Source organism: Aquimarina longa SW024 (assembly GCF_001401755.1).
Lineage (GTDB): Bacteria > Bacteroidota > Bacteroidia > Flavobacteriales > Flavobacteriaceae > Aquimarina > Aquimarina longa.
Genome location: NZ_KQ474102.1, coordinates 226444 through 250674 on the forward strand (window position 1 = coordinate 226444; position 24231 = coordinate 250674).

Annotated in this window: 21 protein-coding genes; 17 read left to right on the plus strand and 4 right to left on the minus strand. The window is 30.9% G+C overall.

The window, feature by feature from the left end; all coding sequences use genetic code 11:
- The first annotated feature begins 22 nt into the window (after nucleotides 1-22).
- The 5 genes from N456_RS17085 to trpA all read left to right on the plus strand — a co-directional run bounded on the left by N456_RS17085 (nucleotide 23) and on the right by trpA (nucleotide 4170).
- Nucleotides 23-604 carry a GrpB family protein gene (locus tag N456_RS17085; RefSeq protein WP_062059858.1) on the plus strand — a complete coding sequence of 194 codons (582 nt, stop codon included), beginning with the start codon at nucleotides 23-25 and terminating at the stop codon, nucleotides 602-604.
- A gap of 3 nt (nucleotides 605-607) precedes the next feature.
- On the plus strand, nucleotides 608-1393 hold the full coding sequence (trpC, locus tag N456_RS17090) for an indole-3-glycerol phosphate synthase TrpC (protein WP_062059860.1): 786 nt from the start codon (nucleotides 608-610) through the stop codon (nucleotides 1391-1393).
- Nucleotides 1394-1459: 66 nt separating this feature from the next.
- A complete protein-coding gene (locus N456_RS17095; protein ID WP_062059862.1) occupies nucleotides 1460-2104 on the plus strand; it encodes a phosphoribosylanthranilate isomerase in 645 nt (214 codons plus the stop codon).
- 61 nt (nucleotides 2105-2165) lie between these two features.
- Nucleotides 2166-3347: a tryptophan synthase subunit beta gene (trpB, locus tag N456_RS17100; protein ID WP_062059864.1), complete on the plus strand. Its 1182-nt coding sequence runs from the start codon at nucleotides 2166-2168 to the stop codon at nucleotides 3345-3347.
- Between the two features lie 61 nt (nucleotides 3348-3408).
- Nucleotides 3409-4170, plus strand: a complete 762-nt coding sequence (gene trpA / locus N456_RS17105; RefSeq protein ID WP_062060091.1) for a tryptophan synthase subunit alpha — start codon at nucleotides 3409-3411, stop codon at nucleotides 4168-4170.
- A gap of 66 nt (nucleotides 4171-4236) precedes the next feature.
- Here trpA and N456_RS17110 read toward each other — a convergent pair whose 3' ends face one another.
- On the minus strand, nucleotides 4237-5184 hold the full coding sequence (locus N456_RS17110) for a zinc metalloprotease (RefSeq protein WP_082422572.1): 948 nt from the start codon (nucleotides 5182-5184) through the stop codon (nucleotides 4237-4239).
- A gap of 1722 nt (nucleotides 5185-6906) precedes the next feature.
- Between N456_RS17110 and N456_RS17115 the strand changes: the two genes are divergently transcribed.
- The 10 genes from N456_RS17115 (at nucleotide 6907) to N456_RS17160 (ending at nucleotide 17572) form a co-directional block, all read left to right on the plus strand.
- A complete protein-coding gene (locus N456_RS17115; RefSeq protein WP_062059868.1) occupies nucleotides 6907-7371 on the plus strand; it encodes a PAAR domain-containing protein in 465 nt (154 codons plus the stop codon).
- A gap of 10 nt (nucleotides 7372-7381) precedes the next feature.
- The gene (locus tag N456_RS17120) at nucleotides 7382-11884 is read left to right on the plus strand and encodes a hypothetical protein (RefSeq protein WP_062059870.1); all 4503 of its coding nucleotides are present in this window, start codon (nucleotides 7382-7384) and stop codon (nucleotides 11882-11884) included.
- Nucleotides 11885-11893: 9 nt separating this feature from the next.
- The gene (locus N456_RS17125) at nucleotides 11894-12721 is read left to right on the plus strand and encodes a hypothetical protein (protein ID WP_148639360.1); all 828 of its coding nucleotides are present in this window, start codon (nucleotides 11894-11896) and stop codon (nucleotides 12719-12721) included.
- A 71-nt stretch (nucleotides 12722-12792) separates the two neighbouring features.
- Nucleotides 12793-13059, plus strand: coding sequence for a hypothetical protein (locus N456_RS17130; RefSeq protein WP_062059873.1), 267 nt, complete (start codon nucleotides 12793-12795; stop codon nucleotides 13057-13059).
- On the plus strand, nucleotides 13059-13829 hold the full coding sequence (locus tag N456_RS17135) for a YARHG domain-containing protein (RefSeq protein WP_062059874.1): 771 nt from the start codon (nucleotides 13059-13061) through the stop codon (nucleotides 13827-13829). Before N456_RS17130 ends, N456_RS17135 begins: the two co-directional genes overlap by 1 nt.
- 1 nt (nucleotide 13830) lies before the next feature.
- Nucleotides 13831-14682: a YARHG domain-containing protein gene (locus tag N456_RS17140; RefSeq protein WP_062055737.1), complete on the plus strand. Its 852-nt coding sequence runs from the start codon at nucleotides 13831-13833 to the stop codon at nucleotides 14680-14682.
- A gap of 1 nt (nucleotide 14683) precedes the next feature.
- Complete coding sequence (locus N456_RS17145; protein ID WP_062059876.1) at nucleotides 14684-15520, plus strand: YARHG domain-containing protein; 837 nt, start codon at nucleotides 14684-14686, stop codon at nucleotides 15518-15520.
- A gap of 220 nt (nucleotides 15521-15740) precedes the next feature.
- Nucleotides 15741-16046 (plus strand): transposase, encoded by a 306-nt coding sequence (locus N456_RS17150; RefSeq protein ID WP_033566529.1) that lies wholly within the window; start codon nucleotides 15741-15743, stop codon nucleotides 16044-16046.
- Nucleotides 16043-16909 (plus strand): IS3 family transposase, encoded by an 867-nt coding sequence (locus tag N456_RS17155; RefSeq protein WP_240315552.1) that lies wholly within the window; start codon nucleotides 16043-16045, stop codon nucleotides 16907-16909. The genes N456_RS17150 and N456_RS17155 overlap by 4 nt, the downstream gene beginning before the upstream one ends.
- A gap of 78 nt (nucleotides 16910-16987) precedes the next feature.
- Nucleotides 16988-17572, plus strand: a complete 585-nt coding sequence (locus N456_RS17160) for a DUF1287 domain-containing protein (protein ID WP_062060093.1) — start codon at nucleotides 16988-16990, stop codon at nucleotides 17570-17572.
- A gap of 30 nt (nucleotides 17573-17602) precedes the next feature.
- Here N456_RS17160 and N456_RS17165 read toward each other — a convergent pair whose 3' ends face one another.
- Both N456_RS17165 and N456_RS17170 read right to left on the minus strand, forming a co-directional pair.
- Nucleotides 17603-18283, minus strand: a complete 681-nt coding sequence (locus N456_RS17165) for an endonuclease/exonuclease/phosphatase family protein (protein ID WP_158447920.1) — start codon at nucleotides 18281-18283, stop codon at nucleotides 17603-17605.
- A gap of 522 nt (nucleotides 18284-18805) precedes the next feature.
- Nucleotides 18806-19621 (minus strand): hypothetical protein, encoded by an 816-nt coding sequence (locus N456_RS17170; RefSeq protein ID WP_062059880.1) that lies wholly within the window; start codon nucleotides 19619-19621, stop codon nucleotides 18806-18808.
- 306 nt (nucleotides 19622-19927) lie between these two features.
- Here N456_RS17170 and N456_RS17175 point away from each other — a divergent pair, with 306 nt between their 5' ends.
- Both N456_RS17175 and N456_RS17180 read left to right on the plus strand, forming a co-directional pair.
- On the plus strand, nucleotides 19928-20662 hold the full coding sequence (locus N456_RS17175) for a porin family protein (RefSeq protein ID WP_062059882.1): 735 nt from the start codon (nucleotides 19928-19930) through the stop codon (nucleotides 20660-20662).
- A 23-nt stretch (nucleotides 20663-20685) separates the two neighbouring features.
- Entirely contained in the window at nucleotides 20686-22419 is a 1734-nt protein-coding gene (locus N456_RS17180) for a S41 family peptidase (RefSeq protein ID WP_062059884.1), read from the plus strand.
- 163 nt (nucleotides 22420-22582) lie between these two features.
- Here N456_RS17180 and N456_RS17185 read toward each other — a convergent pair whose 3' ends face one another.
- Nucleotides 22583-23236, minus strand: a complete 654-nt coding sequence (locus tag N456_RS17185) for a uracil-DNA glycosylase family protein (RefSeq protein ID WP_062059886.1) — start codon at nucleotides 23234-23236, stop codon at nucleotides 22583-22585.
- Between the last annotated feature and the right edge of the window lie 995 nt (nucleotides 23237-24231).

The window sequence follows — 24231 nt, forward strand, 5'->3', positions numbered from 1 at the left end:
ACATATAATTGAATCTTATAGAATGAATGTAACGCATAAAAAACTCGAAGAACTCACCATAGAAGAATGGGGCGAGTTATTTCCTATAAAGATGATACCTTCTCAAAAAAAATGGGCAGCTTTTTTTGAAAAAGAAAAATATCTAATTGAAGAAAAACTAACTAAAGAAATTGCTATAGACATTCAGCATATTGGTAGCACTTCCATCCCTAATTTGGCTTCTAAAGGTAGTATTGATATTCTGGTAGATATCCCACCAAAGTATGTTTTTGATACTAATGTGATTACACTAATGCAAAGTATCGGTTACGAATATTGCGTACAAGGAGGATATGGACCAAACTATATGATATTTGCCAAAGGGTTTAATCGACAAGGCAAAAAAGAACAAAAATATTTTGTCCACATAACCCCAAAAAGCCATACCGAAATTTGGGATAGAATATTTTTTAGAGATTATCTAAGACAATATCCTGAGATTGCTAAAGAATATGAAACACTAAAAATTAATTTAACTACAGAATTTAGTAAAAACAAGAGGAATTTTCAACAAGGAAAAACTGAATTTGTAACAAAAATAACAGCACAAGCCAAAAGGAGATAAAAAATGAATATTCTAGATAAAATAGTAGCCGATAAACATAGAGAAGTATCGCTCAAAAAAACTCTTATTCCTAGTAAACAATTAGAACAATCTGCATTGTTTGATCGATCAGAAAACTCATTAACCAGCGCTTTAAGAAATAGTTCTACAGGGATTATAGCAGAGCACAAACGTAGATCTCCATCAAAAGCAGTTATCAATCAAAAAGTAAGTGTACAAGATGTAGCATCAGGGTATCAAACTGCAGGAGCATGCGGAATGTCTATTCTAACTGACGGAAAATATTTTGGTGGCTCTCTGGATGATCTAATATTAGGCAGAGCAGCCACTACAATGCCGTTATTGCGTAAAGAATTTATTATTGATGAATATCAATTATTAGAAGCTAAAGCCTATGGTGCAGATGTAATACTACTAATTGCTGCCGTATTATCTCGAAAAGAGATTAAGTTTTTATCCGAATTTGCAAAAAGCCTGTCTCTAGATGTACTATTAGAAGTTCATAATCAAGAAGAGTTAGAAAAATCCATTATGCCCTCCTTAGATATGCTCGGAGTAAATAATCGAAACTTAAAAACTTTTGAAGTCAGTACAGATATCAGCAAATCCCTGAGTACATTGATCCCAGATGAATTTGTAAAAGTCTCAGAAAGTGGTATTAGTAGTATTGATGCTATTAATGATCTACAACAATATGGATATAAAGGCTTTCTTATCGGAGAAAACTTTATGAAAACCGAAAACCCCGGTGCTAGTGCTACAGAATTTATAAAAGCATTACACTCCTGATTAGTATATCTAAAAAGATAGAGATCTATACTAGACTATTAAACACATCAAAAATGAATAATTGATATGAAACTGAAAGTATGCGGAATGAAATATTCAGAGAATATAACAGCAATTGCAAGTATGCAGCCAGATTACCTTGGTTTTATCTTCTATGAAAAATCTCCTAGAAATTTTGAAGGAGAAATTCCGAGCATCCCAAAAAGTATTAAAAAAACTGGTGTTTTTGTAGATGCATCTATCGATTTTATTATAGAAAAAATAAAATTGTATGATTTTAAAGCTATCCAATTACATGGAAAAGAAACCCCTGATTATTGCCTAAAATTAAAAAGTAGAATTGCCCCAATAGATACCACTAATCAAATCGAATTATGGAAAGTATTTTCTATAAAAGATACTTTTGATTTTAGTATACTAAAATCATATGAAGGTATTGTTGATTGCTTTCTCTTTGATACTAAAGGAAAAGAAAAAGGAGGTAATGGATATACTTTTGATTGGAATATATTAAAAAAATACCCCTCTACTACTCCATTTATATTAAGTGGTGGGATCGGATTAGAGGAAACAGAAGCTGTTTTAGATTTTTTAAAAAGTCCAGAATCTAAGTATATACATGCCATAGACGTAAACAGTAAATTCGAGAATATCCCAGGAGAAAAAAAGATAGAAGATTTAAAAAAATTTAAAAAAATTATTAGCTGTTGATTGAATCGTTTATTTATACAAACACAATATCAACTACCAACTATACATAAATTATTAGAACATGAATTATCAAATTAGCGAAAAAGGATATTATGGTGATTTTGGAGGGGCGTACATTCCCGAAATGCTCTATCCTAACGTAGAAGAACTACGAACCACATATCTAGAGATTATGAATGAGCCTTCTTTTAAAGAAGAGTTTAATCAGTTACTAAAAGATTATGTCGGACGTCCTTCTCCTCTATACTTTGCAAAACGTTTATCAGAAAAACATAATACCAAAGTATATCTAAAACGAGAAGATCTTAATCATACAGGAGCTCATAAAGTAAATAATACTATTGGGCAGATTCTTGTTGCCAAACGACTCGGTAAAAATAGAATTATTGCCGAAACTGGTGCTGGGCAACACGGTGTAGCAACTGCTACAGTCTGCGCCCTAATGGGTATACAATGTATTGTATATATGGGTGAGATTGATATCGAACGACAAGCCCCTAATGTGGCTCGTATGAAAATGCTAGGTGCCGAAGTAAGACCTGCAAAATCTGGTAGTAAAACGCTTAAAGATGCTACTAATGAAGCTATAAGAGATTGGATCAACAATCCTATAGACACACACTACATTATCGGCTCTGCCATAGGACCTCATCCATATCCAGATATGGTAACACGATTTCAATCCATCATCTCAGAAGAAATCAAATGGCAACTTGCAGAGAAAGAAGGTAGGGAAAATCCTGATTATGTAGTCGCATGTATTGGTGGTGGTAGTAATGCTGCAGGAACCTATTATCATTTCTTAGAAGAAGAATCCGTAGGAATTATTGCTGTAGAAGCCGCAGGAAAAGGAGTGCATAGTGGTGAAAGTGCTGCTACTTCTCAGTTAGGTAAAGAAGGAATCATACATGGATGCAAAACACTATTAATGCAAACCCCTGATGGACAAATCACAGAACCCTATTCAATTTCGGCAGGATTAGATTACCCAGGTGTTGGACCGTTACATTCTCATTTATATAAAACTGGACGAGGAGAATTCTATTCTGTTACTGATGATGATGCTATGGCTGCAGGATTAGAATTATCTCAATTAGAAGGAATTATTCCTGCCATAGAATCCTCACATGCATTAGCCATTTTTAATGATAAAAAATTCAAACCAGATGATATTGTAGTAATTAGTCTATCTGGTAGAGGAGATAAAGATCTGGACACCTATATTAACTATTTTAAATTATAATCATTTGGTTATGAGTATTACTTACAATTACTCTCAACGCGAATTAGTCAATACTAAAAACATGAATAGAATTAACAAAGCACTAGAGCAAGATAAAAAATTACTATCTATATATTTTACAGCTGGCTATCCATCACTAAATGACACCGCAAAAGTCATACAAGATCTAGAAAAAAATGGTGTAGATATGATCGAAATAGGATTACCATTTAGTGATCCTTTAGCAGATGGACCAACCATACAAGAAAGCTCTACAATCGCTCTTAAGAACGGAATGACCACCACCATTCTTTTTGATCAATTAAAGGATATTCGTAAATCCGTTAACATCCCCTTAATCATTATGGGATATTTTAACCCTATGATGCAATATGGTATCGAAGCATTCTGTGCTAAATGCCAAGAGATCGGTATTGATGGATTGATCATTCCTGATTTACCTGTAGCAGAATATCATGAGCAATATCAAAAAACATTCGAAAAATACGGTTTGATTAATGTTTTTCTAATCACTCCACAAACCTCTGATGATCGAATTCGATTTATTGACAGTGTATCTAATGGATTTATTTATATGGTCAGCTCTGCCAGTACTACAGGAGCTAAAAACACCTTTGGAGATGTACAACAACAGTATTTTGAGCGAATCAAAGCTTTAGACCTAAAAAACCCACAAATAGTAGGTTTTGGAATCAGTAATGCTGAAACCTTTACTCAAGCTACAACCACTACTAAAGGTGCCATAATTGGTTCTGCTTTTATCAAACACCTTACTAATGAAGGAGTAGATACTATTGACAAATTTGTAGGAAGTATTAGATAACTATATAGTATGCATGAAGCTGTCAAAAAAATACTTTTTTGACAGCTTCATGATTTTACTTCTCCTTTACTTATTCTTAAGATATAGCGCTCTTCTGGCACCTCCTTCATTAAACAATGCTCGTATTCTTTCTTTCTGCCCATTGGTAAACATAAACATAGTATCATCATCAACACGATCCATAAAATTCATAAACATCTCATTAGTATCACAAGAGCTTTTAGGATGAGTTGGTTTTCCTAAGTTTTGGCTTTTTTGATCTGGAGTATCTGCTACTTCATCTCCAACTTCACAACTACCATCTTTACCATATATATGTTTTAAGTTCAACCAATGCCCTATTTCATGAGTAGCCGTTCGTCCTAATTCATATCCTGCTTCTAATGGGGGTAATGTCCCAAATACTCTAGGATCTATAACCACTGCATCTATTCTTGGATCTGCTCCAGGAAAATATGCATACCCTGCTAATCCTAATCCTCCCCATCTATCAAACATGTCTGCTATATAAATATTTAAATAACTATCACTAGGCCAGATATCCTGTCCTCCTTTATTCTCGAAAAAAAGTTTGTATTCTTCTATAGGTAGCTCACCCGTTAAATCATTTCCAGAAAAACCCGATATATCTGCTTCTGTTCTAATAATTCCCGTAGTTGGTTTTCCATCTGGATCTTTAGTTGCCAAATAAAACTCTATACCTACATCTGCAACCAGATTCATAAACTCATCTGGTGTTTTTACATGATCCTTATTTTTTTTCCTATAATCTTTATTCAATACATCAATCTGAGATTGTATTTTTTCATCACTAATAATAAATGGTCGTGATGGCGGATTGATTACATGTATAACTACTGGGATTTTAATAATCTCATCTGGAGAAACAATCGGTTCTTCTGGCAGAACAACAACCTCTTCAGGCATTTCACCTAAGTTATTTTCATCATCACTACAAGAATAAAAAAATATAACTAACATAACTGTTGTTATAATGCGTAACTGTTTAATCATACAACTATTTATTTATTATTAGGTATTATAGACTTGATGAACATCTAATAAATAGGTTGCGTATCAAATCGTATTTTGAAGTTAATTTTAACAGATGGACCTCATCAATCTCAAAACGAAACTACTAATAACAGGCTATAATAAACCATTTGTAAACCCCAAAATTTTGATAAATATTAAGCGCTAAGACACGAAGTGTCTACTTACAAATCTAATTGGTTTTTATTAACTTAAAATTATTTACTACAATCCCCCCATAAAACAAGATGTTTTACTTCTCTTTTTATCTCAAAACTCTTGGTATACCATCTAATTCTGGTTAGATAATATCAAAAAAAAGAGATCCCCACAATATCATTAAGTTAAGTATATATTTTTTGATTAATCAACAACCTCGGAGGAAGCTTACGAGGTATACTTCCGAAAAAAATAGTTTGATGTCAGGGCAAGTATCGGGGAATTAATCCCTCAATGAAGGAGTAAACACTGGTAAAAATAAAACACTACTTTACTTCCATTGTGGATTCCGACCTATGCCGAAATGACAAACACAGCATATTATTTTTTAGTCATTTTATATTTCTGGCATATACCAAAATCCATTAGTAACAGACTTTTATATCAATACCTTATATCTACACTCTAATAATAAGGGAGGTACCCCATCTCGATACCGGCTCCGAGCCAGTCAGAAGTAGTTAGAACTGATAAATTGCCGCTTCGAAGTGATCAATTATCAAATCGAGCTGATCAGTTGACCCTTTTTTTTGATAAGTTAATGCCTCGAGCTCATCTCCTCACCCTTTTTTTTGATCCTATAAGGACTGCTGACCCTAAAGAAGGTGGTTCGAAGTACCTTTGTATCACTTCGAACTACCTCAGCAACCCTTCGAACTATCTCAATAACCCTTCGAACTATCTCAGTGACCCTTCGAACCCTTCTTAGCAACCCTTCGAAGGACCTCAGTGACCTTTCGAAGTACCTCAATACCCCTTCGAACTACCTCAGTGACCCTTCGAACCCTTCTTAGCAACCTTCGAACCCTCATAAACACTGGGTAGTATAGAAACTCTTCAGTAAAGTGTGTCACCAAGTATAAACATTTAACTTTGTGATATTATGGAAGAAAAAAAGAATGGTAGTGTTCATTAAAATATAATTTAGATCATTTTTGTTGTATTATTTTATATCGGGTAGTGTTCAGATAGTTCTCGATACAATTTTAATCCTGTTATTATGCGAAACATCTACCTGTAAATCATATCAAAGAATAAACCACTATAGATTTAAAATCCATTCTTATAACGAGTATTATGGATTCTGCATCAGGTGCGGAAAGACAAACCTGTAAAAATGTGTATCGCAACTAAAGTAACTGTAATAAAATTGAAGGATTTTAACCTTTAACTAAATACGTAGCTTTTAATATCATAAAAGAGAAACAAAATTTTTAAAAAAAAGGGTCTTTTTCCCCTCATTAATATGTTGTTCCCTTGCTTATATAGCATTACTTTTGGGAATAATATATCGAATACACTAAATATACTAGTATACCAACAAAAAAACACATTCGATAAAAACTCATTAAACCGATACAACATGTCATTACAAACCACTACTACTGTTTACCTATCAGTAGCTAAAGTAGCCCCCTACCTTAGTAACCTCACTACCACACCACAGCACATCACTACACAAGTAACTGCAAAAATCAACTAACTATGCCAGGACCAGCAACCACAGTAGGCAGTATGCACCTATGTCCCATGTGTACAGGTACCGTACCCCATGTAGGAGGCCCCGTAATAGACCCAGGAGTACCCACCGTATTAATCGGCAATAAACCCGCCGCCATTATAGGAGATCTATGTACCTGCGTAGGACCACCAGATACTATTGTTACAGGAGTATCCTCTGTACTAATCGGTGGTAAACCTGCCAGTACCCTAGGCGATACCACAGCACATGGCGGTAGTATTACAGAAGGCAACCCTACCGTACTAATCGGTACAGGATGTAGCCAACCAAGAGCAGTGATGCCCATTGCAGAAATACCGTTCCCCACCATCTCTATTGTTAATAGAATACTCGGCAATACCAGAGAAGCACAAGCCAATCAAGAAGCACTAAGAGAACAGTCAGAAGAACAACATGGATTACTAAATCATTTTGAACTTAGTCTATAATTGATGAATTATGAAAATACACTATCCACTAAGTAATAAAGACACCAAACCTAATTTTAAAAGTCAATTTGGAAACTATCTGATGAGTGACCAAAATACTTGGCATGGAGGGATTCATATAGAAGGAAAAGGAAAAGCTATAAATGCTATTGCAGATGGTAGAATTATCGCCTATAGACTAGAACAGGAATATAAAAAAATGGTAGTAGAAACCTCTGATCCTTCTAAAAAAGAAAACTACCTATATTCAAATAGCTTTGTACTTATACAACATGATATCCCTCTTACCAGAGAAGTAAAAGAAAATGAAGGTACTAAGGAGGAAACAACCAAAAACGAAAAAAAGTATGTTACTTTTTATAGTTTGTACAATCATTTAATGTCATTAAATGAGTTACAAAATGACACCTCTGATATGCAACTACCTGATTTTATGTCAAAAAAAGAATATCGTACACAAACAGATAAAACAATCAAAGGATTAGGGGTATACAAAATCATAAAAGACGAAAAAAGCAACAAATATAAAAAAGACAAAGACTCTGAAGTAGTAATACCTGTACATGAGACTTTTAGCCTAGAAGATGATTCTATCCCAGAAAATACACGAAAATTAATAATTTCTAATAATACAAGAACATATAAAAAAATAAAGCCATTCAAAGATTTAAATGGAGACACTCATTCAGGTTTTTATGCTAATATGAAGAAAAGCTTGACTGAAACAAAAGATAAAATCACGTATAAAGTAAAATTTAAAGGAGACACCTCCTCTATAAAAGGGGTATGGGTACACCAAAAAGCTGAAGCATCGTCCACAGTTATCAAAATATTAGAAAAAAACAAACCTGTTCTGGTGACAGAAAAAGCCATAGGAGATTTTTTTGCACTAAAGGACAATTCTGGTTTTATTCATAAAAATCAATTAAAACCAACCAATGTATTAGATACATCCAATTTTAAAAAAAATAAAATTTTTCGTTGTGATACCCCTATTAAATCAGGGAAAAAGATCGGTTACACAGGCTTAAAACAAAGCAAACTGTCTGGCAAAAAATACTATACATGTCACCACGAAGTATTTATGGCTGATCAAGTAAATGATTTTTTAACAAATAAGTTTAAGGCAGGTACGGATGAGCAAAAGATCTATGCAGTACTTCCAAAAGCAACAGAACTATTTAAAAGAATAACAGTAGAAACCAATCTCAAAAAGAAAACTCCAGTAGAAATACTACAAATCAAAGGTTATTATTATAAAGTAAAGGTTTTAGACAAGGTAGAACGCACCATTCAGGCAAGTGCTCTTTGGACAAAAAAAACACCCAGTAAAGAGGGAAGATATACTCCCTACAATAAAACCAAAGGGTATGATATCATAGATTTTGATTATGTTAACCAAGAATTTAATGGAATGTTAACAAAAGGAAAGAGTGTTCTTACTCATGTTAGTGAGGTAGAAAATACGCTTATTAAAGTTAGATATTCTTTTCAGAATAATTATGGAAACAATGAATTTTGGGTATTAATAACTGATTTATCTTTGAACTATGAATACACAACAACAAGTAAATTAGACGAAGTATATGCCAGTATCAAAAAATCAAAAAGTGTCAAAGCACTTGTACAAAACCCTAAAAATGAACCTTTCGAGTTTCATTTTTTTAATTTTTGGTCAACCGATAATGCAGATACATCTAACAAAGAAAACTCAAAGAAGAATACCGTAAAAAAGAAAGTAAAAAAAGAGGAAATAGGTATTGTAGACATAAAAGACTTAAAGTATAAACTTTTTCATAGAGTAAATGGACCTGATTATTACTACCCAGGAACGATAAATTTTAAAAAAATAAATTGCTGTTTTAATAACAAGCTTACCAGTGCACACGATAAATTATATTGGATAGAAAAATGTGATAAAAATGGAGGAACTAAAACTACTACACATAGAAAATTACGATATGAATATTATGAAGAAGAAGTAGTAGAAATAACTCCCAATACTACAGAAGATGACAACCATATAGATGCAATTGTGCCTAAAGCAGATTATTATCTGCTAAAAAAAGTAGGAACGAAACTAAAAATTAAATCAGCTGATTTTGAATTATTTAACGCCTATTTTGATCAAAAATTACCTGATAAAGAAGTTACACTTATATGGCAAAAAGCATGTGACAGCACAGGGAAAAAATATGACTATACAAATAAAAAAGCTACGCATCGAGCATTAAGATTTGATAAAAAAGCCTACGAGAAAAAACAAGATAAAATGCATGAGGTACAAGATCGGGAATTTGTCGGTGCTTACATAGCCAAAAAAGGAGACACAATACCTCTGATAAAAGATGTTACTACAGCTTATCTTGCAGTACCCGATCATGAGCATGACTGTAATCATATACTAGAAAAAGAAGCTCTAGTAAAACTCACCAAAGAAAAAGAAATTGACTTTGGCAATGGCTACCAGTATAAGCAAGTCATAACACAAAATTATATTTTAGGGAACACCTCTAAACAACACAAAGCTTGGGTAAAAGCTGATTTACTTAATAAAAAAGATTATTTTAGTCCTTATAACTGGGATAAATTCGGTTTTGATGTCATAAATGGAGGTAATGAATATATGTACAAAATAAAAAACGTATTAAATTGCTCTCAAACAAAAAGTGAACTTATCAAAAAAGTCTGGGAAAAATTTGATATTGAAAAAGATACTATCATTGATGCTACAGAAGTAAAAACAGCATATAATATTTTAGAAACCCTAAACGAAATGAGTAAGGTTGTAGCATTACATAAAAATGAATGGAGCTATACTGACGATCAAATCAAAAATGAAGTGGTGCTCTTTTATGATTTTCAAATCAACAAAGCAAAAAATGCAAAAAAGCCTGCAAATGTTATTCAGAAAATGAAAAACTTAAAAGAGCAAAAGCTAAAAAATCTAGATCAACAGGTAGAAGATTTAATGTTTTGGGATGATGCCAGTAAACCCTATGTCCCCAAAGTAAGAAAGGTCGAAAAGCCTATTTTATTAAAACCTAAATCTGTAAAACTAGATTTTGGTGTTACAGACGAGCATAGAGCAGATTATAAAGAACAAGACACTCCAGTAACAACAGCTAAACCTACAACAACAGCATCTGAAACAAAACCCGCAGAAACTAAAAAAGAAAAACCAAAACAACCAGAACGAATATTTCCTGCATCACCAAATGTATATCATTTTCATCCCATTGCTTTTATTAATCAATTGAAACTTATGTTCCCGCAAGGAAATGGAGATTGTCCAGAATTAGTTTGGGGTAAAAAAGTCTCTTCTGAATTTAGAAAACGTGTGGTTCAAATCTCTAAACGTCTTGAATGTGATCCTAATCACTTGATGGCAGCTATGGCATTAGAAACTGGTGGGAAATTTAGTCCTAGTATTGATAATGGATTAGCTAAGGATGCTGATGGCATAGGTTATGTAGGATTGATTCAGTTTGGTAATCTTGCTGTTAAAGAATTAAATAAGAATTATTTTCTTCATAAAGCTAAATTGAAAAAAAACCATTTAAAAAATATGTCTGCCGAAGATCAATTATGTTATGTTGAATGCTTTTTAACTAAACATAAAGGTAAACTTAATACTCTAGCAGATTTTTATTTAGCTATTCTTTGGCCGAGTGCTGTTGGTAAAGGAAATCAAAGAGACTATGTAATATTTGAACAGGGTACAGATACGGATAGTGCTTACTATAGAAACCCTACTTTTCATAGGGAAGAAGATGAGTTTAAAAAAAATAGCAAAGGAAAAGTTTATGAAAGACATGGTAAAGTTGGAGGTAAAACTTATGTTTGGGAAATAGCAGAAGCTATACAAGAATGGTATGACAAAGGAGTTCCACATACCAATACTTCAAATGATTGTCCAACTTGCTCTTGTGAAGAAAAATGTATTGATCTTACAGGTAAAGTTACTTGGATGTCACAATTCAACAACTCGGAATGGAAAAAAAGAAGAAATAAAAAAGGTGAAAAAGTGATGAAAACAGACGGTTGTTGGAGGACTTCACAAAAACTATTAATGAGTGCAGGACTTAGTAAAACCTCTGGTTATAAAACAGGGATGATTATAACTGCTTTGGAGGATGACAAGCATACTGAATTAAAATTAACCGCTAAAGCAAAAGAAGGTGTTGAATATATTGACAGTCAATTAGAAAAAGGAAATCCTATTTTAGTGGGTCTAGATCATACAGTCAATTATAGACATAATGGGAAAATAATTAATGCAGACCCTGATCTTGGAGACCCAGGAACTACAGATCATTATGTTGTTATAGTTGGCAAGGGTTGTGAAGACAATAAAACATATTATAGGTTTTACGAAGTTGGTACTAGTTGGTTACATTATGGGCAACATGCTAGTAATAAGTTGTTTTTAGGAGATGATTTTTCTTTAAAAGGAACTCCTGCTCATAATAAAAGTAGGAACTATACCGTAACACAAGTTCGTAAAAATTAATACAAAAAAATGATTAAACTAATACAAATATTTTGCTTGTCCCTTTTTTTAAGTACTTGTTCTAAAGCTAAACAAACAGATAAGTCAAAAAAAGGTGATCCAAACTTTGCTACTATTGAACAACAGACAAAAGAACCATCACAAGAGCAAGAGTACTTTTCTAATATTGAGGATTTTAAAAAGTTTATTATCGATAAAAAATGGGTTGATATAAAAGGAGATGATCCTTGTGATCCTCATGGTCAACATATTACTGTTAAAGATGGGTATATATATGAATATAATACTATAGAACCTTCAGAATATAAAATAGATAAGATTTTACAAATTGATTCGAAAACATTAGGTATAAAAATACAAAGTAATTCTGGTAGAAATGTTGTGTTTAAAGTGGAAGTACTTGATGTCAAGAAAAGATTAGTGAAGTGGATTTATAATTATGAAACAGTATATGAGGCAAAACCTTATGATATTGTTTGTGATAGTTCAGGTGATTATATAGAAGATACTCTTATGTCAAATGAAAGTAGTTTTCCCAAAAAATGGGGAGGTTTTTATAAATTTTCAGATGCTAAGGGAGATGAAGATTGGAGAGAAATTAAGCATTATGACTTATATGTTTCTTTAGATTCTGTTAACTTAAAAAGCTATGGTTATCAGCATGTAAGAAATAGGAAAAGTTATGCTATACAAAAAGAGGATAGTTTATTTATTTACGGACAGGATCAGGATGAAGATGAGGGATTATTATTAAAGCTTTTTGTTAAAAACAATGAATATGTTGTTTTGTCTCTTGTGGATAGAAAAGGAGAATTTAAAGTCCTGAAAAAAAAGTAATATCCTGCTGCTCCTAGTATGGCTACCGCTAGTTTGTAACTAGTATATAAACTATTTTAAACATTTGGCTAATGAGTTTAATTAATACTCTAAAAACAACATTTTTTTTATTTTTAGTATCGCTTTGTGGTTGTAAAGAAAGAAAACAACCTGTAGCTATTCCTGAAGCTAAAACAAATATGAGAATAGTAAGAGGTAACTATAATATTAATAATGGTGGGTATGAAGGTAAAAATTGCACTCGTACCTCTATTTACCAAAAAGACGGTAAAGCCTTAGCAGGGCATACGGGATGGAAAGGCTACTTTAGACCAAAAAACTACACAAAACAACTGTAATGAAAAAGATATTATTGGTACTTATAATCTTATCTGTTTGCCTAAGTTGCAAAGGACAGACTGAAAGTAAGCCAGAAACTTCTGTAGCTACCTTTAAGTATTTATCAGACAAAGAATTACAATCCAAATCGGCAGAAGAATTAAGATTTCTTCGTAACGAGGTGTATGCAAGAAAGGGATATGTGTTTAAAAGCGATGAATTTAATCAATATTTTAAAACTAAGTCTTGGTATAAGCCTAATTCCAATATTTCTTTAACACTTACCGATCAAGAAAATACTTATATCTCTAAAATAAAAAACTTAGAGAAAAAAGTAGATGATAATTCTTCAATAGTTAATTGTATTGATTTTTATCACGTTAATAATTCAAAAGTATACCCATTGTCTGGTGCTAAAATAGAGAATGAAGATCTTCCTAATGGATTAATCGACATTGAACTAAGTCATAATAACTTAAAACCTGATATAAAAGAAATTTTATTTGATGGATCTATTTTTAATTTAAATTGTGAAGAAAACTATAATTATAGATTTATAATTACAGCATATCCTAATGAAAACCTTCATTCATATTTAATTGTAGGTAATCTAATTGAAATCAAAAAGTTATATGGTAGCTTTGGTTCTTATGACGATCATCAAGAGTATGATTTTGTATTAGATCATAAGGACTTAGAAATCACTATTGAGAGTTGGCAACGGTATAAAAAAATATCTACTAGCGTTGAGAAATACAAGCTTACGGATCAAGGTTTGATAGCGTTATAAAATGCAGAAGGTACTATTATTGATATTTATATGGTTTTTTTGGTTTTGCAAAGGGCAAACAGAAAGCAAATCAAACAATACTAATGAAGTCGCTTCATTTGAGTTCCTGCCAGAAGAAGTATTAAAGACAAAAAACAAAGAAGAACTACGTTTGATAAGAAATGAGATATTTGCACGTAAAGGACATGTGTTTAAAAGCAATGATCTTAATGAGTACTTTAAAACGAAATCTTGGTATAAACCTGACCGTGATATAAAAATTTCTTTATCAAATAATGAACAACTTTATATAAAGAAAATTAAAGAATTAGAGCAAAAAACAGAAGATAAGATACATATTGATAATCTAAATTGCATTAATTCTATTGATAGGAATAAATCAAGTATCTATCCGTTAACAAATGAAAAATTATTATCTGTAGAAATTGAAAAATTAATTTCTAATGCTGAAAATTATCACAAATATAAATTCTATGAAGACATACGGGAATATATTTGCGAAGGTAAAGGTTCTTTTATATATAATATAAATTGCTTAATGGAAATTGAAAACATCTTATTTGTAACATACTGTGGCGAAGACCCTACTTCTCATATATTTAGTATCAAAGGAGATAAAATAATAAACAAAGTGAAAGTTATAGATTCTTCATTAAGAGAGGGTGAGGGCAGCATCACGAGTGGTTTTTATGATATTGATTTTAAACTAAATAAAGATGATTTAGAGGTTTATAAGATTTTTAAAATCTGGGATAAAGAAAACAGTACAGAAGAAAATCGATACCCAACTAAAGAGATTAGACGGGAAGTAACCAAATATAAGCTTACGGATCAGGGTTTGATAGCGTTATAAAATGCAGAAGGTACTATTATTGATATTTATATGGTTTTTTTGGTTTTGCAAAGGACAAACAGAAAGCAAGCCAGAAACTTCTGTAGCTACCTTTAAGTATTTATCAGACAAAGAATTACAATCCAAATCGGCAGAAGAATTAAGATTTCTTCGTAACGAGGTGTATGCAAGAAAGGGATATGTGTTTAAAAGTAATGAACTCAATGCTTATTTTAAAAATAAGGCTTGGTATAAAGAAGACTCTAATAAGGATATAAACACTTTAAAATTTACAAATCAAGAGAGTAATTATATCAATAAAATTAGATATCTAGAAGAAAATAAAAATAAAAAAAATGAAACAGATACATCTACAAAATGTTTAAACTATTTAGTAAAAAAGAAATCAAACTTTTACCCTTTAAATCAAAAAAAACTTGATTCTGACGAAAATTATGAAACTCTTAAACAACTAGATTATGAGTCAGAATCAAGAACCGAAATTGAAAAAATAATGTTTGATGGCGGTTTAGTTTTTGATATTAATTGTTTAGGGAATATAAAATATAAGATAGTATCATACTACAAAAATCTTAAAAATCATTTTGTTCAATTAGCTATCATTAACAATACTAAAATCGAATTCATGAGACTTTATGGTTCTACTATGGGAGAAGATGGAGATAGTCTGGTAGATGGTTATCACGATATTGATTTTAAATTAGATCACGATAATTTAGAAATATACAAAACATATTACATTTTTGATCCTGATGGTGATAGTCCATTTGCTAAAAAATTGGTGCGAAAAGAAACAGAAAAATACAAGCTTACTGATCAGGGCTTGGTAGAGCAATAAACTACTCCCCTAGCTACCGCTAGTTTGTAACTAGTGGCGGTATGAGTAAGCGGTAAAGATATTAAGTAAACCCACGGCAATGTTTTGTTGTGGGTTTTTTATTACATAATACTCTGTAATTTTACTTGTTTTAAAAAGGCATCAAGAAGCGCATGGAGTTGCTACCTTTATTCGGACAGATATTTAAGACAGTTTATGTTTAAATAAATATCTTAGAAAAATGAAGAAACGATTTTACAGTAAAGAATTTAAATCAGAAGCTGTTCGGTTAAGCTATCAGCGAGAAAACATAAAAGAATTAGCCGATGAATTAGGAGTTAAAGTTGATAGGATTTATCGTTGGCGTAAGCTAGATAGTGAAGATGGAGTTTCTAAAAAAGCTTCTAAACCACCTTCTTCTCAAATAGATAACCAAGAAGTGAAGGAGTTACGTAAAGCTCTTAAAGATGCTCAATTAGAACTAGAGATCTTAAAAAAGGCCGTTCACATTTTCTCCAAGAGCGATGGAAAATCTATCAATTCATAGTTTCATATAAACATATGTATTCCATTGAGAGAATGTGTAAAGTACTAAAAGTTAGTAGAAGTAGTTATTATAGATGGTATAGTAATGGCCCTTGTAATAGGGTTTTAGAAGACCAGAAATTAACTTTGGAAATAAAAAATATCTTCTATGATAGTAGACAAACTTATGGGAGTCCTAGAATTAAACAAGAACTTCTTAGAAGAGGGTATAAGGTATCCAGAAGTAGGATCTCCCGATTAATGAAATCTAACGGGTTAAGAAGTAAATTAAAAAAGAAATATAAGATTACTACAGATTCAAATCATTGTTTTCCCATATTCAAAAATCATTTGGATAGGGAGTTTAACCCCAAGAGATTAAATCAGGTTTGGGTCTCTGATATTACTTACATTAAAACCAATAAAGGATGGTTATATTTAACAACATTAATTGATCTTTATGACCGTCAGGTGATAGGTTGGTCATTGAGTACTTCTTTGTTTACTGATCAAACCATAGTACCCGCTTGGAAAATGGCAACTTCTAAAAGAAAAATAGAGGCGCCTTTACTTTTTCACTCTGATAGAGGGGTTCAATACGCAAGTAAAGAGTTTAGAAAAGTTGTTACTACTAATAAGTTGATTACCCAATCCATGAGTAGAAAAGCTAATTGTTGGGATAATGCAGTAGCAGAATCTTTCTTTAAAACATTAAAAACAGAACTTGTTTACCATCATAGTTTCAAAACAATACAAGAAGCTAAAACAGCTGTATTTGATTACATAGAGGTCTGGTATAATAGGAAAAGATTACATTCTTCTTTGGGATACAAAACTCCAATAGAAGTTGAAATAGAATTTTATAAACTTAAAAATGTAGCATAGGTCTTAGTAAAATTGTCCGAATTTATCTTGCAAGTCCAGTATCCTTATGTTCACAATTTAAAGAACCAATCTATGAGTATGAAACAGCATATACTTTCTTTATTTTTTTTCATTTCTTTTATTCAATTTAGTAATGGGCAAACTGATTTTAAGGTTCAATTATCTGATGCAGCACTAGAACTGACTAAAAATAGAGTAATATACGATCCGTCATACTTTTCTATTGATTACCCAAATGGAGATGTTCCTAGTACTGTAGGAGTATGTACAGATGTAGTGATTAGAGCCTATCGAAAACTAGATATCGATTTACAAAAAGAGGTCCATGAAGATATGCTTGCTAATTTTAAACTATATCCAAAAAATTGGGGATTATCTAGAACAGATAAAAATATTGACCATAGAAGAGTTCCTAATCTAATGAAATTTTTTTCGAGGTTTGGAAAAACAAAACCAATAACTAATAATGCAAAAGATTATATCCCAGGTGATATTGTATGCTGGAGTCTGGAAGGAGGACTAACTCATATTGGTTTAGTAGTGAATAAAAAATCTAGTGATCAACAGCGCTATTTAATCGTTCATAATATTGGTAGTGGACAAGTATTGGCCGATTGCTTATTTGATTATAAAATTATTGGTCACTACCAGTATAAAAAGTAATAATATCCTATGCGATTTTGATGATTATGTTTATTCATACCTTCCTATTAAGAGCGCATGATCTGATAATGGATGATATTCTTTTTCTAGAAAAACAGGTTTAATCTTCTTAGCACTCCATATCTGATCTATCTCAAGTAAAGGAATACCATATGGCCAAGTTGCTGTATACCCCTTAGAGACTGAATGAAAACTATTCAGATTATTTTTGTAATCCCTAAAATGAACACTCTCATAAGGTGTATTAAAATCTCCTACAATAAAAGATGGATTATTCTTTATACTAAATTCATGAATAGTGTGTAAAGCAGATTTTCTATACGTAAAAGGCACTGCATTAACATCTGCAATGAGTATTGATTTTTTTTGATTTCTAAGCGAAACTGTTGCGTAATTAAATTTAAAGCTTTGATACTGTTTATAATACTTAATGGATTCTATTTTTCCTCGTATTGCCAATACCATCCCTCCTTGCAATTTTTCTATATTATATGAAATACATGTATTTTTAAACAGCTGTATATCTTCATTCGTTAACTCATCCGCCTCTACCAGTGCAATAAAAGATGGTTTTTGTTCCTGTACTTTTTTGATAATAATATCAATAGCTGATTTTCCTTTTCTTGCGATATTCCAAAATAGAATACTCTGGCTTTTATTAGAAAAACTTGATGATGATGTTTTTTTATAATAACCATTAAACCAATACATTGACAAACATAAAAAAACTCCTACTAAGGGATAAAATATTTTTTTTACTCTAAAAAATAGTATTCCCAAAAGTACATTTCCAAGAACTAGAAATAGAACAGGGGATGCATAATATATAATATTAATAGGATATATGTAATCTTTAAGAATAAAATGAATACAGATAAGTATACTATACAATATAAGAAGAAACTTCTTATTTAAAATTTTATAACTACGTTTCAATGTTTTTCTAAATAGCATCGATTGACAAATCAAAATTCGCCAAAGATACTATTATTCGATATGTAGCCCTCACTTCTTTTTAATTTATCATAAAAACTATTACTCTAAAAAATTATAACTCTATTTGGATAATACTTAATATGTTTACTAACATATTAAGTCGCTACGGATATCTAAGAATCTTAACAAGCCCACTCCATAAGGTATAAGAGTTTTATAAAACTTATTTCTAATAACTTAAAAACATATCACTTAGATCTTTTTCTATTTTTTTAAAACTAAAAGCTTATAAAACGCTTATCCATTGATATCTGTAGGGTACCCCATAATGTAATAACCTAAATTCTTACCGTTTGTTTTTTGAGCATCTGCAATATCCCAATGATACCTTATATTCTCATCTACATCTAATAAGCCTTCTATATCTTTTTTTGTATAAGTTCTCATTAAAGATGCTTGTCCATCCCAAGCATATACGATAGGTATAATAGGTATTAAGTATGTAAACAATACTTGTGTAAAGGTTAAGGGTCTAACAAATAGAGTCATGATTAATGACATTATCATAAGGATGGTTAATGATATTGGTAATAATAACCACCAGACCACTACAGGTATATTATTTTTTGCAATTTCATAAATAAGAATAGGCTCTTCATTTTCTTGTGCAGATTGAAGAATTTTTTTTGCTATAGCTGGTCTCATATGATGAAAACTAGCGATCATGGTTTTTAGCCCTGCTGGTGCCTTTCCTATAGTAGTTGCATCTACAGATTGCTCATTATAAGTAATGTTTTCTAATTTCTGAGCATTTATTTTTTGAACAATTTTTGGGTTAGGATATAAATCTGTAAGCATTAAACGTATTGATGAATGTTTGTTAATGTTATGTATCTTATTTAATACTTCTGGCATAGGGCCTCCTGACCCTGATCCTAAATCTGTAATTTGAGAAAATTTATATTTTTTATGTATCGTAAGTACTAATTCTGTTATCACTTCTGCCGTTCCCATCATTTTATGAAGAACAATAATCAGATTAGTCGCTCCTGTTCTAATTATTTTTGGTAACCAATCAAAATCCTCAAACTCGAATAACTCTATTCTTTTCATATTTAGATGTATTTTATCCTATAAAATAAAGAGATAGTAAGATACTGAAATATCAGAATCGAACGACTAAAAGCTCAGTTAAAATATAAGCTAAAAAGTATCTATACTACACTATTAATCATCCTCAATTAGAACATTATCTTAATAAAATTGACTAAAATCTTTCTCTAAGGAAACAAACCGTTGTTTATACATTAAAAGTAGTCCTTCATACATTTATAAACTTCTTTCATACAAGCAATATCAATAGCCACATAGAAACATCTTATTTTCGGCCCTTATTTAAAACCAACAAATTTATATATCATGAAATTTTATTATTGCGCTATTTGTTTCTTAACAGTTCTATGCCTTAGTGGTCAGGAACTAAAAAATAAAAATAATGACAGCGGTAAAACCAGAGTAAGTTTACATGGAGGGGTCTCAATTAACAATGTTAAACAGAATCTTTCAAATCTTATATATTCTAAATATTCGGGGTCGAATGGTTTTTTTGCTAGTACAAATGTAGAATACCAATTTATTGGTCCTTTTATTGCCTCAACAGGGATTTCTATCTTACAAAAGAATTTTAAGTTTGAAAAAACAGCATCTAAAAGTTTTAATTCATCCTACAATACAGATTATGAAACGCTGTATTTTAATGTTCCTATAATGATTGGAGTGTATTTGATTAATCCCTATAAGGAAAAAGGAATTAAATTATCAATTTCGGGAGGAGGATTTCTCGGAAAGTGGTTAAAACTGACAAGAGAAGGAAGGTATAATAAAATCTTTGAAGCAAGTAGTACTAGCTTTAATAGTATTGTTTATTTAAAAGAAAACTATGATTTTGATACTAATCAAAATAATTTTAATCGTTTTGATTATGGTTTACAAGGAGAAGCTAAATTGTTATATGATTTTTCATCCCATTATGGAGTTTCTTTAGGCTATACTTATTTACATGGGTTTTCGAATATATATAAGAAACAACGAAATGAACACCCAATTAAACATAAAACATCTATAACTTCTTTAGGGATTTCTTATAAATTCTAAAACTTTAAAATAACTCGTACATTATGAAAAAAATAGTTCTAATAATTTTCTCCGTATTCTTATCTGTTGTTAATTTTTCTTGTTCAGAAGATGACAATGTAATCATCGAGCCTGAACGAAAAAGTCATCCCAGTTCATATGCAGAAATCTTTCAATTATTTTGGGAAACAATGGACACTAAATATAATTATTTTTATGAAGAAAAAGTCCGTAGAGAATTAGATTGGGATGATGTATATAACGAGTACCTTCCTAAATTTAAGCAATTAACAACATATAGCAATGAAAATGCAGATACTGAATTAGCCTTAAAAGAACTTCGATTGGCTGTTAATTATTTTTTTGATATTATAAATCCATTAATAGATCGTCATTTAGAGGTTAAGATTGATTATTCTGTTCCTGCTCTTTCAAAAAAAAGCTACTCCGTTATTTATGCAACAGGTGCAGAAGATAACAAACTGTATGCTAATTTTCCTTATAATTATGAAAATGATATTAATACTACTAAGGTTAACAAATGGCAAATTCGTAGAGTAATGGATTTAAAAATCGATAAGGACAAAGCAGGTTATTTTTCAATGGAAAATTCAATTATAGGCGGATACTTAAAATCAAATCCAGAAGTATATTATTTTGCTTTTGATCAGTTTTTTTTATCATCCTTTAATATCGAAATTAGAAGAAAAACTGATCTAAAGTTAAAAAAAGTACCTGCCTCTTTATTACCAAAAAAGGAAAAGTATTTACTAAATACTATACAAAACATCGAACTTAGAAAGCTTGCAGAAGAGCATATTGATACTTATAGTAATTTTTGGATTGAAGGTCTAAATAACTTAATTCTTTCTACTGAATATAAAATGTATACAAAAGAAATTGATGAATTTTTTGAAACAAATATAGTAGATGGACTTATAGAACCTATTGAACCTTTGTCTGAATCAATAGAAACATTAAAGAAACAAGATAGTTTGTTAACAAAAGGATTTCTTGACAAAGTGTCGGGTTTTATTGCTAATCACCCTGATTTAGAAACTAAGGATAGAAAACGAGTTAGTGATATTTTTGTTCATACTTCCCGTAATATTAAATTTATAAAAAATTTGTATAATCTTGAAGTGTTTCAATCAAACTTAGCGGATATACAATTAGCTTATCCTCTATATCATAATTTTTATAATAAATTGACTGATGGCTCCATCAAAAAACTTATCATTGATTTAAGAAATAATCCAGGTGGTAACCTATTTGATCAAAAATCTTTTACAGAGCGTCTAATTACTCAAGAAAAAGTGTTTTTATACCAAAGAACGAAAGAAGGAAACGGTAGATTTAACTATACTCCATGGATAGAAAACATGGTAAAACCTCACCGATTTGGAATTTCTCAAAATATTCCTATTGCTATTTTAACAAATTCAGAATCGATAAGTATGGCAGAAATAACAACTATAGCACTAAAGTCACAAGGAGATCATGTAATATCAATCGGTGATTATACAAAAGGAGGTACGGCTGCTCTATCAGACACTGATGAGTTTAATGGAGGATTTCTAAAATCTACAGGTAATATAACTTTTTATATGCCACTTATGGCTACAAGAGATGCTTCTAAAAATGTGATTGAGGGTATAGGAGTAAAACCAGATATTAAAATATCACCTAGCCTAAAAGAAATTAATGGGTTAGGTACGTCACCAAGTATTCATGATAGTGTTTTTGAAAGAGCTGTATTAGAAATTTCAAAAAAATAATTACTTCAAAAATGTTGTTTTTTAAATCTGGGAAGAGGGTAATTTCTAATTACTCTCTTCCTGTTTTAATACAATGATGTGAGATAAATCAAAAAAAAAAAAATTGTCTACAAAAAGATATACTACTGTTATAAAAGCTACTCTGAAACTGATTATCACTTCTCTAAAAAAAACGCCTATACTGCTGTACTCTATAGTCGATTGTAGTAAACTTTGGGTTTTGTTTTTTCAAGGTTTTATATTCTTGTAAGCTTCCTATTGCTCGATTAGCCGCTCCTGATGGGGCTGTAAGCGAGATAGTTTTAATAATACGTTTATCTATAGAAAATTGGTGTATTCTAGGAATATCATTAGATACTAATTCTAATTTCATATCATATGTTTTTAGATGCTTTCTAAAAAAATATTCTGGACCATTTTTACTATTCCCTCCTGTAAAAAGTAATGTATCTATTTTTGGATACTGTTTTATATATGATATCAAATTTCTAAGCTGTATCTGTTGCATCCCTAAATCTGATGCATCAATTTTATCGCGCTCACAGCTATGTACTATATCACACACTCCTATATGACGTGATGCTAAAAACGCTTTGCGTTGCTGTACGGCTTCTTTTGTAGTTTCAAATTTTAACTCTAAATCAAAGATTCTATCCAAAACCGGCCATAATAAACCACTAATACTGCCGTAACAAAAATTAACATCTCCATCTTTTAATACTCCTGTAGTAAATCTCGGGGGTGGTAGTGTTCCTACAATCAATTTGGTAGCTCCTTCAGGAAAAAATGGTGGGTATGGATGGGTGTGTAAAAACAAGTTAATGATTAGTTACAAATTATAAAACACGAAGGTAAGTGTATTGCTCCAAACATAAAAAAAAAAGAAGTTTCAAAATCTAGCTGTACATCCTAGAAAACATCACCTGTACTACGCTTCTAACATTCATTATAAGTTTTTAACCTATACTACCGATTAAGGACTATCAATCAACATGCTATATCTTTTATTTATACTATAAAACCCCTTGAAAACTAGGCAGTATATAAAATACCTGTCAGGTATTTTTACTCCCATATATTACAGGACAAGAACTGAAAGTTATAAAAGTCTCTACCTATTAATAGAACTCTTACCTATAGTCTCATTACACAAAATCCTGAAAATGCTTTTACTATAGATCCAAAAACAGGAAAATTAGCGGTAAAAAATTCTATTTTATTTGATCATGAAAACAGAACAGTACTTACTGCCACAGCATAAGTACAAAATGGAAAGATAAATAAAGATGTTATCGTTACTATACATCTAAATGATATCACATTAAAAAATATAAATGAGAATATTATATTTCCTGACTCCAATTTAAAAAAAGCTCTGCTAAATCATACTCTTATAATAGATACCAATAAGGATAATGAAATAGCTATAAAAGAAGCATTAGTAGTAACAGAAATAAAAATATCTAATAAAAAAATAACTAATTTTATGGAATTGGGCATTTTACAAATTTAACAGTACTATCATGCATTCATAATAAAAATATCCAAATTAGATTTAAGTAATAACATGAAGTTGACAAAACTAAATTGTAACAATAATAAAATAAGTAAATTAAATCTAGGTAATAGTATAAATCTAAAAGAGTTAGAATGTATTAGCAATCAAATCAACACATTAGATGTATATGCTATAACATGTTTATTCAATTAAAAACTTAATCTAAAAAAAAAAGGATATCTTTTAAACAATAACCTTATTTTTTCTGACTCTAAAATATAATTAAAAAGAACATATTAATTCTATAACTCGAT

Coding starts and splice junctions, on each gene's coding strand:
- N456_RS17165 (WP_158447920.1), bottom strand. CDS start 18,283: ATGTATTGGTTTAATGGTTATTATAAAAAAACATCATCATCAAGTTTT.
- N456_RS17125 (WP_148639360.1), top strand. CDS start 11,894: ATGATTAAACTAATACAAATATTTTGCTTGTCCCTTTTTTTAAGTACT.
- trpB (WP_062059864.1), top strand. CDS start 2,166: ATGAATTATCAAATTAGCGAAAAAGGATATTATGGTGATTTTGGAGGG.
- N456_RS17140 (WP_062055737.1), top strand. CDS start 13,831: ATGCAGAAGGTACTATTATTGATATTTATATGGTTTTTTTGGTTTTGC.
- N456_RS17145 (WP_062059876.1), top strand. CDS start 14,684: ATGCAGAAGGTACTATTATTGATATTTATATGGTTTTTTTGGTTTTGC.
- N456_RS17170 (WP_062059880.1), bottom strand. CDS start 19,621: ATGAAAAGAATAGAGTTATTCGAGTTTGAGGATTTTGATTGGTTACCA.
- N456_RS17175 (WP_062059882.1), top strand. CDS start 19,928: ATGAAATTTTATTATTGCGCTATTTGTTTCTTAACAGTTCTATGCCTT.
- N456_RS17150 (WP_033566529.1), top strand. CDS start 15,741: ATGAAGAAACGATTTTACAGTAAAGAATTTAAATCAGAAGCTGTTCGG.
- N456_RS17110 (WP_082422572.1), bottom strand. CDS start 5,184: ATGATTAAACAGTTACGCATTATAACAACAGTTATGTTAGTTATATTT.
- N456_RS17085 (WP_062059858.1), top strand. CDS start 23: ATGAATGTAACGCATAAAAAACTCGAAGAACTCACCATAGAAGAATGG.
- N456_RS17160 (WP_062060093.1), top strand. CDS start 16,988: ATGAAACAGCATATACTTTCTTTATTTTTTTTCATTTCTTTTATTCAA.
- N456_RS17095 (WP_062059862.1), top strand. CDS start 1,460: ATGAAACTGAAAGTATGCGGAATGAAATATTCAGAGAATATAACAGCA.
- trpA (WP_062060091.1), top strand. CDS start 3,409: ATGAATAGAATTAACAAAGCACTAGAGCAAGATAAAAAATTACTATCT.
- trpC (WP_062059860.1), top strand. CDS start 608: ATGAATATTCTAGATAAAATAGTAGCCGATAAACATAGAGAAGTATCG.
- N456_RS17180 (WP_062059884.1), top strand. CDS start 20,686: ATGAAAAAAATAGTTCTAATAATTTTCTCCGTATTCTTATCTGTTGTT.
- N456_RS17135 (WP_062059874.1), top strand. CDS start 13,059: ATGAAAAAGATATTATTGGTACTTATAATCTTATCTGTTTGCCTAAGT.
- N456_RS17120 (WP_062059870.1), top strand. CDS start 7,382: ATGAAAATACACTATCCACTAAGTAATAAAGACACCAAACCTAATTTT.
- N456_RS17115 (WP_062059868.1), top strand. CDS start 6,907: ATGCCAGGACCAGCAACCACAGTAGGCAGTATGCACCTATGTCCCATG.
- N456_RS17130 (WP_062059873.1), top strand. CDS start 12,793: ATGAGTTTAATTAATACTCTAAAAACAACATTTTTTTTATTTTTAGTA.